Origin of the sequence: Bacillus sp. FSL R9-9530 (genome assembly GCF_038008145.1) — a bacterium.
Lineage (GTDB): Bacteria > Bacillota > Bacilli > Bacillales > Bacillaceae_G > Bacillus_A > Bacillus_A mycoides.
The window spans coordinates 3644922-3657944 of sequence record NZ_JBBOYO010000001.1 but is presented as its reverse complement, the minus strand read 5'-3'; the positions used below and the strand labels follow the sequence as shown (position 1 = coordinate 3657944).

Below are 13023 nucleotides of genomic sequence, written 5' to 3'. Positions count from 1 at the left end.
CAAGCTTATTTGTTTAAAGATAAATGTATTTATCTAGTATGGGTTTCCGGTAAAATCGTTATTTATCATAGCTTCACTTTGTTTTTTACATCGATAAGCTTAAAACGTTCGCAAACGAGCAGCATATCTTCAGAAAAACTAAGACCAAGTTCGCTTAGTTCCTTTGTAAAAAACTGAATATGGGTATCTCTCCAGTAACTATAGGTACGATCGCCTTCGCCTTCAGCGATAGCGAATTCTTCAGTCACTTCATTCATTGGCATTATAGTTACTTCTATTGTCTTAATAATAGCTACAGGTTCATCCTGACTATTGAGTACAATACTATAATCGTTAGTTGTTGGTAGTGGTTCATTTTCTAATTCATAAAAAATATGGCCCGAGCATGTTGCGGTTTTCACACCATCAATGACTAATTGAGCGAGATAATCAGGAGAATCACCAAATTGCCAAGCTGTAACAGATTCTGGTTTTTTATTGTTTCTCCAATAAGTATCCCAATATGATTGTGCTAATGGATTCATTTGTATATTTACCTCACTTTAATTTTTTTATAAGCCTTGAGCAACTTGCTTATTTGTAATAGTTTTGTAGTCATATAAAATCTGGGTTGTTGTATTACGGATTAATACAAGTAATACGCTGAAGGAATATGGTTTATAAACTTGTTCTGTCCATTTATGACCATTTTCCCCGTAGACGCCCATATTAATAGACGGGATGTTTGATTTTCGAATTGTTTCGTATGGTAATGGATATAGTTGTTATGTAGTCTATTTGTGATTTGGGCTGCAATAAAGTTAGGGTCAATGCCCGATCACCTACACGTACTTCTCTTCCATAAATATAGAAACAAGGAAGAAGTGATGTATAGCAAAGGGGTGAGAACATTAGTTCTATCGTGGTGTAATGGGTAGACTCAATCAATTGAGGTGCTTATTTTTACTTCAGTATATGTGTATAAAGAAGAAATGCTATTACTAGGTTCGGATTTCAAATATAGCTTTTAACGTTACATATTTTAATGAAGTGTTGATTATAAATAAAGAATATTCTAATTATTAATATTGATCTATTATCCACTATGCCATATTGAAGTGAGTAATACTAGAGGTGAAATAGATAAAAACCGATATTCCTTGAATATCGGTTTAATAATATGTGACTTATATGAAGCTATAGCAATACGAAAAGTGTAAATACAATAGCTAACAAAATACGATAATATGCAAAAGGTTTTAAACCTATCTTTTCTAAAAGCTTCAGGAAGGTTACTACCGCTAGCATTGCTACTATAAAAGAGGTAATGAATCCTATAGCAAACATAGGAATATCAGCCGCACTTAAATACTTCCAACTTTTTAATAAGTCTAAGCCTGTAGCTCCAACCATTACAGGAAGAGCAATGAGAAAAGAGAACTCAGATGCAGCCTTATAATTTACTTTCGCTAATAGACCTCCAGAAATAGTAGAGCCAGCCCTTGAGAATCCAGGATATACTGCTAAGCATTGAAATAATCCAATTGTTAATGCTTGACGGTATGTTAAATCATCTAGTGAAAAAGCGGTTACCTCTGCTTTTTTTGCTTCTGCAAAAATCATAAGAAATGCTCCTGCTACAAGTCCGATTACGACAGTATACGGCTGGAATAAGTATGCTTTAATAACATCATGTAATAATAAGCCAACAACTACTGCTGGGAATACACCGAGAAAAACATGTAATGCATTGAATTTTTTCTCTTTCCGTAGAAGGGGTTTAATATTACATAAAGAAACAAGGCGTTTATGATATAAAATCGCGATAGCTAAAATTGCCCCTAACTGTATGACAATTTCAAACGTTTTTGCCCTTTCTCCTTCAAAACCTAATAAATGTCCGACTAATATAAGATGGCCAGTAGAAGAGATGGGTAAAAATTCAGCTAACCCTTCTACAATACCAAGTATGAAGGCAATGATAAGATCGCTCATAGTTTCACTCCTATAAATTAATGAATATCCACTCTTTTAAAATAGAATAGTGTTGTAATAAATCCGAAAATCGCTGTTACTGCAATGATGATATAAGAATACTCTGGTGGATAAGTTGGTTGTAATTCGTTATTTGCTATATCTAGAGTAGCGGTCCATGGGAATAGGTCTTTATGTTTTGAATTTACGATCATAAGGTTAGTCATTGTAATAATGATTGTTAATATAATAGGCGGTACATAGGTCTTCATTACAAGAGTTAGTAGTACAATAGGTGAAGACAAAAGAAAGAGAAGTCCACCACATATTAAAAATTTTACGAGAGAGCCTAAAAGTAAGGTGATACTAAACCCAGGGAAGCTACCTACTAGCCCTAATAATAAAGTTAGCGCCCAAGCAACTAAAGTTAGCATCATGATCCAAAGGAATAGAAGGATAAACTTACTTATAATAAAGTTAATACGTGATACTGGGATAGTTAGCAAGTTTTTTAATGTATCTTCCGTGTATTCACGGGTAAATAGATAAGCGATTACAACTCCATATAAGGGGAATCCTATAATTAAAGTAGTGTATAGGTTAACTTCAGTGAACAGTTGACCAAATAAAATAGTTGGAGTAGGCTGCTTTGTCTTCAGGTGTATATAAGAAGCTACAACCACTAAAAATGGCGCGACACCTGCTCCGATAATACTAATCAAAAACATATTGGATCGTTTCAATTTTAATAGTTCTGTATAAAGAAGATTAACCAATTGCGCCACCCCCAACTAGTTTGGTGAAATAATCTTCTAGTCTATCTTCGCTCATCACAATTTTTAATACTTCAACACCATTACGAACTAACGTTCTATTAATGTGTCCTTGCTGTCCAAAGTGAGAATAAACGCGAATATTTCCTTCATCATGTACCTCATAATCAAAAATTTGAAAATGCTTTTCTAATAGCATCGCAGCTTTATTATCATTATTTACCTGGAATTCTATGTACTTACGATTGGCTTTACGCAGTGTATCAAGAGAAACTTCTTCTAATAACCTTCCTTCATGAATAATTCCCATACGATCGACTAGTTGTTCCACCTCAGCTAATATATGACTAGAAATGAGTATCGTTATATTTCTGTCTTGAGCTAAAGATTTAATGAGTTTTCGCATTTCTTTAATACCGATTGGATCTAGTCCGTTAGTTGGTTCATCTAGTATGAGTAGTTCAGGATAATGGAGAAGAGCACGTGCAATTCCTAAGCGTTGCTTCATTCCTAAAGAGTATTTTCCTACTAATTTTTTTGTTTCGTGCTGCAAGCCTACAATTTCTAATGCTTCTTCAATTGCATTCCTTTTGTGAACTCCAATTATCTTTGCATTAATTAATAAGTTCTCTCTTGCAGTTAAGTTTTCATAAAATCCTGGGACTTCAACGATAGAACCAATTCTTCTTAAAATGTCTTTTGGATTCCGAAGTAAATCCTCACCGAATATTTCTATATTTCCACTTGTAGGTTTTATAAGACTAAGCAGCATACGGATTGTGGTTGTTTTACCAGCACCGTTACGCCCTATGAATCCATAAATCTCTCCTTGTTGTACATTTATATTTAGATTATCTACTGACTTTTGGTTCCCATAAACTTTAGTAAGGTTTGTCGTTTTTATAATTGTATTTATAGGGGGCACCTACTTTCTATAAGTTCTTAATTACATAATAAAAAGGAAGGTTTAACTGCATATTAATCATTTCTTAACTATTTCTTAAAAGTAGTGTGTTTTGGGACGGAAAAACCAAAAGTAGTTCGTTCCCAGGGAATACTGTCAACCCATATACGCCCACCATTTTTTTCAACGAGGGCTTTAGAAATAGAAAGTCCGAGGCCACTACCACCGTAAGAAGGATTTCTTGATTGTTCGCTGCGGTACATCCGCTTAAATACGTTTTGTAAATCATGTTTTGGAATACCGGGTCCCTTGTCCCAAATAAGAATCTCATATTCTGTATTGGTTTCTAGTAGTTCGACTCCTACTATTTTCCCAGCTTTTCCGTGATGGATAGCGTTTTTTATTAGATTACCTATAATTCGTATAAGGCTAAGGTGATCTGCAATAATAGGGGAAGTAGATTCTGGTATGAGAACTTGTAGTTCAATGTTATGTTTTGATAGCTCGGGTAAAAATTCAATTAATACTTCTCTAGTAACCTCAGAAAAATCGAGTTCTTCTTCTTTTAATGGAAACTCATCAGCATCTAGCTTGGCCATATTAAAGATTTCATCGACCAGATGTTTTAAGTCATTCGATTTCTTATAAAGTATTTCAAGATATTCTTGCTTTTCTACTTCAGAAGCAGCGACATCATCTTTTAAAGCATCAATATATCCAATAATAGAAGTAAGTGGTGTCCGGATATCATGTGAGATATTAGATAAAAGTTGTTTTCTAGCTTCTTGGGATTTCCTTGCTTCGATCTGACCCTTTTCTAATGCAGTTATTAAGTCGTTTATTGAAAACACGATACTATTTAGTGAACGGTCGTTATTTGTGAATAGCCTCGTTTGTAAATTCCCTTTAAGTGCACGGCTTAATTTAGTAACCATCGATTCGTTGCTTTGAATAAAGTGAACTCTTGAAAAGAAAAGATATATTGTGATTATGATAAGAGCAATAAATAAAGATATTTTTACAGGGTATCCCATATCTATATTTAAAAGTCCGCAAATGATAAGTTGTAATGAAATAAGAAAGAGGACCTTATCATTTTTCAACCTGTTCACCTACAAACTTATAACCGATTCCCCATACAGTCTGAATGAATTTTGGATTGGAAGAATCGATTTCTATTTTCTTTCTAAGCTTTCTAATATGCACCATAACTGTATTATCATCTTCTATATAATTATCGTCCCATACATTCCGAAAGAGTTGTGTTTTCGTAAATACTTGCTCTGGGTTTGAAGCGAAGAATTTTAATAGTTCAAGTTCTTTTCCAGTTAAGTTGATTTCTTTTCCGTTCGTATGGACTGTGTATTTTTTAAAATCGATAGTTAGTCCTTTAAATGTTAAAGCTGTTTTCTCTTGTACGTTAGTGTTACTTCCAAGAACTAAAAAACGTCGCATAAGAGCTTTTACTCTTGCAACCACTTCGTGAATACTGAAAGGTTTCGTAATATAATCATCAGCACCTATGCTTAAGCCCAAAATTTTATCAACTTCGTGATCTTTAGCAGTTAGCATTAATATAGGGATGTTGGTTGTATCTCTAAGTTTTCTACACACTTCGATACCATCTACTTTCGGCATCATAAGATCTAATATAACGAGGTTGTAGTTATTTTGGTTAAATAAGCACAAAGCTTCTTCTCCATTAATTGCAGTATCTACCATATATAATTCTCGTTCTAAATATCTTTTTAATAAGTCTCGAATTTCTTTATCGTCATCTGCTATAAGAATACGTATATCTTTCATATCGTCACCTGTTTCTAATAGAATGTTATTGATATTACAACTTGATAAACAAAGGGGGATAGGGAGCGGTAATAAAAAATAAAGCAACTTTCTAAGTATATACTATTAATTGTTAAAATAAGGTTGCTAGTTTAGCTGAAAAGAAACAATTGTATGAGTTCGGTAAGATGGGGGAAGCGAGTCCTTTGAAATAGAGAAGTGCCTAAATTGAATAGTATTTAGAAGAATAGATTGGTAAAGAAAAGTAGACGATGGTTTCTATTTTAATGAGATCTTTGTAGGTCCTTATCTAGAGTTAAAGAGTGCAAAGGTACTAAATTAAATTTCTTTGTAAAAAGGTATTGACGATTAGTATATAGGGGTGTAATATAGGACAAGTCGCCGATAGCAACAACGCAGAAAGCGACAAAAGAAATAAAAAAACTTAGTTGACATTGAAATATGAAAATGTTAACATAAGGGAGTCGCAAATGAGCGGCAAACAAGTTCTTTGAAAACTGAACGAAACAAACAACGTGAACGTCAATTTTTATTTTTAGATGCTAGACAAACTAACTTTATTGGAGAGTTTGATCCTGGCTCAGGATGAACGCTGGCGGCGTGCCTAATACATGCAAGTCGAGCGAATGGATTAAGAGCTTGCTCTTATGAAGTTAGCGGCGGACGGGTGAGTAACACGTGGGTAACCTACCCATAAGACTGGGATAACTCCGGGAAACCGGGGCTAATACCGGATAATATTTTGAACTGCATAGTTCGAAATTGAAAGGCGGCTTCGGCTGTCACTTATGGATGGACCCGCGTCGCATTAGCTAGTTGGTGAGGTAACGGCTCACCAAGGCGACGATGCGTAGCCGACCTGAGAGGGTGATCGGCCACACTGGGACTGAGACACGGCCCAGACTCCTACGGGAGGCAGCAGTAGGGAATCTTCCGCAATGGACGAAAGTCTGACGGAGCAACGCCGCGTGAGTGATGAAGGCTTTCGGGTCGTAAAACTCTGTTGTTAGGGAAGAACAAGTGCTAGTTGAATAAGCTGGCACCTTGACGGTACCTAACCAGAAAGCCACGGCTAACTACGTGCCAGCAGCCGCGGTAATACGTAGGTGGCAAGCGTTATCCGGAATTATTGGGCGTAAAGCGCGCGCAGGTGGTTTCTTAAGTCTGATGTGAAAGCCCACGGCTCAACCGTGGAGGGTCATTGGAAACTGGGAGACTTGAGTGCAGAAGAGGAAAGTGGAATTCCATGTGTAGCGGTGAAATGCGTAGAGATATGGAGGAACACCAGTGGCGAAGGCGACTTTCTGGTCTGTAACTGACACTGAGGCGCGAAAGCGTGGGGAGCAAACAGGATTAGATACCCTGGTAGTCCACGCCGTAAACGATGAGTGCTAAGTGTTAGAGGGTTTCCGCCCTTTAGTGCTGAAGTTAACGCATTAAGCACTCCGCCTGGGGAGTACGGCCGCAAGGCTGAAACTCAAAGGAATTGACGGGGGCCCGCACAAGCGGTGGAGCATGTGGTTTAATTCGAAGCAACGCGAAGAACCTTACCAGGTCTTGACATCCTCTGAAAACTCTAGAGATAGAGCTTCTCCTTCGGGAGCAGAGTGACAGGTGGTGCATGGTTGTCGTCAGCTCGTGTCGTGAGATGTTGGGTTAAGTCCCGCAACGAGCGCAACCCTTGATCTTAGTTGCCATCATTAAGTTGGGCACTCTAAGGTGACTGCCGGTGACAAACCGGAGGAAGGTGGGGATGACGTCAAATCATCATGCCCCTTATGACCTGGGCTACACACGTGCTACAATGGACGGTACAAAGAGCTGCAAGACCGCGAGGTGGAGCTAATCTCATAAAACCGTTCTCAGTTCGGATTGTAGGCTGCAACTCGCCTACATGAAGCTGGAATCGCTAGTAATCGCGGATCAGCATGCCGCGGTGAATACGTTCCCGGGCCTTGTACACACCGCCCGTCACACCACGAGAGTTTGTAACACCCGAAGTCGGTGGGGTAACCTTTATGGAGCCAGCCGCCTAAGGTGGGACAGATGATTGGGGTGAAGTCGTAACAAGGTAGCCGTATCGGAAGGTGCGGCTGGATCACCTCCTTTCTATGGAGAATTGATGAACGCAGTTCATCAATAAACGTTGACTTGTTTTGTTTCGTTCAGTTTTGAGAGAACTATCTCTCAAGTTTAAATGTATGTTCTTTGAAAACTAGATAACAGTGTAGCTCATATTTTTTTAATTTTAGTTTGGTTAAGTTAGAAAGGGCGCACGGTGGATGCCTTGACACTAGGAGTCGATGAAGGACGGGACTAACGCCGATATGCTTCGGGGAGCTGTAAGTAAGCTTTGATCCGAAGATTTCCGAATGGGGAAACCCACTATACGTAATGGTATGGTATCCTTACCTGAATACATAGGGTATGGAAGACAGACCCAGGGAACTGAAACATCTAAGTACCTGGAGGAAGAGAAAGCAAATGCGATTTCCTGAGTAGCGGCGAGCGAAACGGAATCTAGCCCAAACCAAGAGGCTTGCCTCTTGGGGTTGTAGGACATTCTATACGGAGTTACAAAGGAACGAGGTAGACGAAGCGACCTGGAAAGGTCCGTCACAGAGGGTAATAACCCCGTAGTCGAAACTTCGTTCTCTCTTGAATGTATCCTGAGTACGGCGGAACACGTGAAATTCCGTCGGAATCTGGGAGGACCATCTCCCAAGGCTAAATACTCCCTAGTGATCGATAGTGAACCAGTACCGTGAGGGAAAGGTGAAAAGCACCCCGGAAGGGGAGTGAAAGAGATCCTGAAACCGTGTGCCTACAAATAGTCAGAGCCCGTTAATGGGTGATGGCGTGCCTTTTGTAGAATGAACCGGCGAGTTACGATCCCGTGCGAGGTTAAGCTGAAGAGGCGGAGCCGCAGCGAAAGCGAGTCTGAATAGGGCGTTTAGTACGTGGTCGTAGACCCGAAACCAGGTGATCTACCCATGTCCAGGGTGAAGTTCAGGTAACACTGAATGGAGGCCCGAACCCACGCACGTTGAAAAGTGCGGGGATGAGGTGTGGGTAGCGGAGAAATTCCAATCGAACCTGGAGATAGCTGGTTCTCCCCGAAATAGCTTTAGGGCTAGCCTTAAGTGTAAGAGTCTTGGAGGTAGAGCACTGATTGAACTAGGGGTCCTCATCGGATTACCGAATTCAGTCAAACTCCGAATGCCAATGACTTATCCTTAGGAGTCAGACTGCGAGTGATAAGATCCGTAGTCAAGAGGGAAACAGCCCAGATCGCCAGCTAAGGTCCCAAAGTGTGTATTAAGTGGAAAAGGATGTGGAGTTGCTTAGACAACTAGGATGTTGGCTCAGAAGCAGCCACCATTTAAAGAGTGCGTAATAGCTCACTAGTCGAGTGACTCTGCGCCGAAAATGTACCGGGGCTAAATACACCACCGAAGCTGCGAATTGATACCAATGGTATCAGTGGTAGGGGAGCGTTCTAAGTGCAGTGAAGTCAGACCGGAAGGACTGGTGGAGCGCTTAGAAGTGAGAATGCCGGTATGAGTAGCGAAAGACGGGTGAGAATCCCGTCCACCGAATGCCTAAGGTTTCCTGAGGAAGGCTCGTCCGCTCAGGGTTAGTCAGGACCTAAGCCGAGGCCGACAGGCGTAGGCGATGGACAACAGGTTGATATTCCTGTACCACCTCTTTATCGTTTGAGCAATGGAGGGACGCAGAAGGATAGAAGAAGCGTGCGATTGGTTGTGCACGTCCAAGCAGTTAGGCTGATAAGTAGGCAAATCCGCTTATCGTGAAGGCTGAGCTGTGATGGGGAAGCTCCTTATGGAGCGAAGTCTTTGATTCCCCGCTGCCAAGAAAAGCTTCTAGCGAGATAAAAGGTGCCTGTACCGCAAACCGACACAGGTAGGCGAGGAGAGAATCCTAAGGTGTGCGAGAGAACTCTGGTTAAGGAACTCGGCAAAATGACCCCGTAACTTCGGGAGAAGGGGTGCTTTCTTAACGGAAAGCCGCAGTGAATAGGCCCAAGCGACTGTTTAGCAAAAACACAGGTCTCTGCGAAGCCGTAAGGCGAAGTATAGGGGCTGACACCTGCCCGGTGCTGGAAGGTTAAGGAGAGGGGTTAGCGTAAGCGAAGCTCTGAACTGAAGCCCCAGTAAACGGCGGCCGTAACTATAACGGTCCTAAGGTAGCGAAATTCCTTGTCGGGTAAGTTCCGACCCGCACGAAAGGTGTAACGATTTGGGCACTGTCTCAACCAGAGACTCGGTGAAATTATAGTACCTGTGAAGATGCAGGTTACCCGCGACAGGACGGAAAGACCCCGTGGAGCTTTACTGTAGCCTGATATTGAATTTTGGTACAGTTTGTACAGGATAGGCGGGAGCCATTGAAACCGGAGCGCTAGCTTCGGTGGAGGCGCTGGTGGGATACCGCCCTGACTGTATTGAAATTCTAACCTACGGGTCTCATCGACCCGGGAGACAGTGTCAGGTGGGCAGTTTGACTGGGGCGGTCGCCTCCTAAAGTGTAACGGAGGCGCCCAAAGGTTCCCTCAGAATGGTTGGAAATCATTCGTAGAGTGCAAAGGCATAAGGGAGCTTGACTGCGAGACCTACAAGTCGAGCAGGGACGAAAGTCGGGCTTAGTGATCCGGTGGTTCCGCATGGAAGGGCCATCGCTCAACGGATAAAAGCTACCCCGGGGATAACAGGCTTATCTCCCCCAAGAGTCCACATCGACGGGGAGGTTTGGCACCTCGATGTCGGCTCATCGCATCCTGGGGCTGTAGTCGGTCCCAAGGGTTGGGCTGTTCGCCCATTAAAGCGGTACGCGAGCTGGGTTCAGAACGTCGTGAGACAGTTCGGTCCCTATCCGTCGTGGGCGCAGGAAATTTGAGAGGAGCTGTCCTTAGTACGAGAGGACCGGGATGGACGCACCGCTGGTGTACCAGTTGTTCTGCCAAGGGCATAGCTGGGTAGCTATGTGCGGAAGGGATAAGTGCTGAAAGCATCTAAGCATGAAGCCCCCCTCAAGATGAGATTTCCCATAGCGTAAGCTAGTAAGATCCCTGAAAGATGATCAGGTTGATAGGTTCGAGGTGGAAGCATGGTGACATGTGGAGCTGACGAATACTAATAGATCGAGGACTTAACCATATAATATGAAGCAAATGTTATCTAGTTTTGAAGGAATATACCTTCATCAGTTTGGTGATGATGGCAGAGAGGTCACACCCGTTCCCATACCGAACACGGAAGTTAAGCTCTCTAGCGCCGATGGTAGTTGGGACCTTGTCCCTGTGAGAGTAGGACGTCGCCAAGCAAAAACCTAAGTCGTTTCGACTTAGGTTTTTTTGTGTTTATTTTTATTTACCGAAGGTTAAAATCCATAAATTTAATAACCCTAAAGATGAAAAAAAAATGAAATAGAAATGGTATAAAATAAAATTCGGATGATAAAGTAATACGTTTAAATATAAATAGAAGGTAAGAATTACCTTTTTTTGTTAATTTAGTTGTCGAATGAACAATAATGTTTTTGATTTTATATGAAAAGATTAAGTGAAAAATAGCTATCCAGTTCTTTTTCACTTAATCTTTTTGTATTTTTAAGGGATTTTACATAAGAAAAAATCTATAATTAAGGTAGTTAACATATATTTTTTGATGGGTGTGGGGGATTATGAAAGAAATATGCATGTTATTAGTGGCTGTTATATTATGGGGGACAGCCATTGCACCAACGAAATGGGCATTAGAATCCATTCAACCGTTTACTTTGTTATTTATTCGTCTTTTCTTTGCGGGTGGGATTTGTATGTTTTTCTCATTTAACGAACTACAAAAAGCAGTTATACATAAACATATTCCGTGGAAAAGAATGAGTTTACTGTCTTTTACTGGTGTAGCTGGGTACTTTATGTTCACATCCTATGGTATTTCTTTAACAAGTGGATTACATGTTAGTATTATTGATGCTGCATTGCCATTAGTTACAATTCTTTTTTCAGCGTTCTTTCTGAAAGAGAAAATTCAGATGGATTATTGGATCGGGATTATGTTGGGTGCTATAGGAGTGCTCTTTATTACAATTCCATCTAGCGATACTAATCAAGAGGTGTCTTTAATAGGAGATATACTTATTTTATTAAGTACCTTTTTATTTGCGTTCTACACAGTTTTGTTAAAACGGCCAAAACAAGAACGACGTTTATCTAATAAAGTTTTCACTACAGTAACACTAATGATAGGTGCAGCTATTGTGTTGCCATTTGCAATGATAGAAATTTTTTACTACGGTTTCCCAAAAATCGAAACATGGAAGATTGGATTTAGTGTAGTATACCTTGTTATTGGGGCAACAATTTTAGCATATTGGTTCTGGAATAAAGCGCTAGAGACGGTCTCAGCATCAATAAGTGGACTGTACTTAAATGGATTGCCGTTAATAAGTATCATTACTTCAATTATCCTATTAAATGAATCTCTGACATGGAAGATAATAATGGGAGGGAGTCTAGTTTTAATTGGAGTAGGATGGGCGGATAAGCAAAAGTTACGTAATCTATTAAAGGGTAATAAAATGGATAGTAGGGACTGTTAAATTGTATGTTTTATATAGTTTAAATGTTAAAAAGATACCTCATATATATGTATAAGGTATCTTTTTATATTTAGCGAAGATAATGGACTTAAATTAGTAGGGATATTCTTTGTTATATCTATATGTATCGAAATCTTTTTGAAATATTGTTTTGACGAGCTGTATACATTCATCATCATAAAAGCTTTCAAAAGTCGGGTGACGAGGGAATAAAGGATCAGTAATATCGGCATCGCTGAAATTCCCTTTATAAATCATGGCAGGGGTTTGATGATGCCATGATGTTGAAAACTCATTTATCGGTGCAGGTTTTAATTCGAAACGTTTTTCTAATTCTTTCATTTCCTGATCGAAATTTTCTAAGTATATATAATTGGTTACATACTCTTCTTCACCTGCTATATATTGTTGTGTAAAGTGAGCGTTAATATCATTTGCATGAGCACCTTTAGTAAATAGGTAGTATAAAAATTGTTTGAATGAGATTCCTTTAGGAGAATTTTCATTTTGATATAAAAACTTTCGAATGGGTTTCCATTCTTCATTTTCTACATAAGGAGGTGCAATTAAGGACACGAAAGAACTGACTGCTCTTCTAAACGGATTGCGAACCAGTTTGAAAGTTTCCTTTTGTTTATCTCGTAGTGCTACACTCAGCCGTATATTATAGGCTGGTGTACTTTTGTATATTTCATATTCGAAATTATGGATGAAGGGGTGATAGTTTAAAGCTGCTTGTAATAAATCAATCTGGTAAAAAAACCACTTAGCAAGGGAAGTACAACCACTTTTTTGACTCCAAAATAGAATGAGAGGAAAGTTTCTATGATAGTGTGGGCTTCTTGCATTAGTACTAATGATGTGTAATAAGGAAGGATCCAACAATTGATGCACTCCTTTCATGTATCTTGATTACATATATATGTAAAATAAAGATGAGGTATGAGTGTGTGGAATTTTTTT

The 13023-nt window shown here is 39.8% G+C and carries 8 protein-coding genes, 3 rRNA genes and 1 pseudogene; 4 read left to right on the top strand and 8 right to left on the bottom strand.

Annotated elements, in window-relative coordinates:
• Window positions 1-65 precede the first annotated feature (65 nt).
• The 7 genes and pseudogenes from MKX66_RS18260 to MKX66_RS18235 form a co-directional block, all read right to left on the bottom strand.
• Window positions 66-524, bottom strand: a complete 459-nt coding sequence (locus MKX66_RS18260; RefSeq protein WP_326997911.1) for an ASCH domain-containing protein — start codon at window positions 522-524, stop codon at window positions 66-68.
• Window positions 525-551: 27 nt separating this feature from the next.
• Window positions 552-752: pseudogene (locus tag MKX66_RS30895) on the bottom strand (peptidase M20); the annotation flags it as partial.
• A 424-nt stretch (window positions 753-1176) separates the two neighbouring features.
• Window positions 1177-1974, bottom strand: coding sequence for an undecaprenyl-diphosphate phosphatase (gene bacA / locus MKX66_RS18255; RefSeq protein WP_215590587.1), 798 nt, complete (start codon window positions 1972-1974; stop codon window positions 1177-1179).
• 17 nt (window positions 1975-1991) lie between these two features.
• Window positions 1992-2729: an ABC transporter permease gene (locus MKX66_RS18250; RefSeq protein ID WP_002091688.1), complete on the bottom strand. Its 738-nt coding sequence runs from the start codon at window positions 2727-2729 to the stop codon at window positions 1992-1994.
• Window positions 2722-3651: an ABC transporter ATP-binding protein gene (locus tag MKX66_RS18245; protein ID WP_341086880.1), complete on the bottom strand. Its 930-nt coding sequence runs from the start codon at window positions 3649-3651 to the stop codon at window positions 2722-2724. The genes MKX66_RS18250 and MKX66_RS18245 overlap by 8 nt, the downstream gene beginning before the upstream one ends.
• Window positions 3652-3719: 68 nt before the next feature.
• Window positions 3720-4733, bottom strand: coding sequence for a sensor histidine kinase (locus MKX66_RS18240; RefSeq protein ID WP_341086878.1), 1014 nt, complete (start codon window positions 4731-4733; stop codon window positions 3720-3722).
• Window positions 4723-5436, bottom strand: a complete 714-nt coding sequence (locus MKX66_RS18235; protein WP_060752069.1) for a response regulator transcription factor — start codon at window positions 5434-5436, stop codon at window positions 4723-4725. Before MKX66_RS18235 ends, MKX66_RS18240 begins: the two co-directional genes overlap by 11 nt.
• Window positions 5437-5993: 557 nt before the next feature.
• Between MKX66_RS18235 and MKX66_RS18230 the strand changes: the two genes are divergently transcribed.
• The 4 genes from MKX66_RS18230 (at window position 5994) to MKX66_RS18215 (ending at window position 12060) form a co-directional block, all read left to right on the top strand.
• Window positions 5994-7545 (top strand): 16S ribosomal RNA (locus MKX66_RS18230).
• A gap of 146 nt (window positions 7546-7691) precedes the next feature.
• Window positions 7692-10613, top strand: a 23S ribosomal RNA gene (locus MKX66_RS18225).
• Between the two features lie 50 nt (window positions 10614-10663).
• Window positions 10664-10779: ribosomal RNA gene (rrf, locus tag MKX66_RS18220) — 5S ribosomal RNA — on the top strand.
• Together the 16S, 23S and 5S rRNA genes form the textbook arrangement of a ribosomal RNA operon.
• A 360-nt stretch (window positions 10780-11139) precedes the next feature.
• Entirely contained in the window at window positions 11140-12060 is a 921-nt protein-coding gene (locus tag MKX66_RS18215; protein ID WP_002140184.1) for a DMT family transporter, read from the top strand.
• 93 nt (window positions 12061-12153) lie between these two features.
• Here MKX66_RS18215 and MKX66_RS18210 read toward each other — a convergent pair whose 3' ends face one another.
• The gene (locus tag MKX66_RS18210) at window positions 12154-12945 is read right to left on the bottom strand and encodes a sulfotransferase family 2 domain-containing protein (protein ID WP_044438453.1); all 792 of its coding nucleotides are present in this window, start codon (window positions 12943-12945) and stop codon (window positions 12154-12156) included.
• Window positions 12946-13023: the final 78 nt, after the last annotated feature.

What these genes read in the sequence shown, in the direction of transcription:
- MKX66_RS18260 (WP_326997911.1), bottom strand. Translation starts at nt 524, where the DNA reads ATGAATCCATTAGCACAATCATATTGGGATACTTATTGGAGAAACAAT.
- MKX66_RS18215 (WP_002140184.1), top strand. Translation starts at nt 11,140, where the DNA reads ATGAAAGAAATATGCATGTTATTAGTGGCTGTTATATTATGGGGGACA.
- bacA (WP_215590587.1), bottom strand. Translation starts at nt 1,974, where the DNA reads ATGAGCGATCTTATCATTGCCTTCATACTTGGTATTGTAGAAGGGTTA.
- MKX66_RS18235 (WP_060752069.1), bottom strand. Translation starts at nt 5,436, where the DNA reads ATGAAAGATATACGTATTCTTATAGCAGATGACGATAAAGAAATTCGA.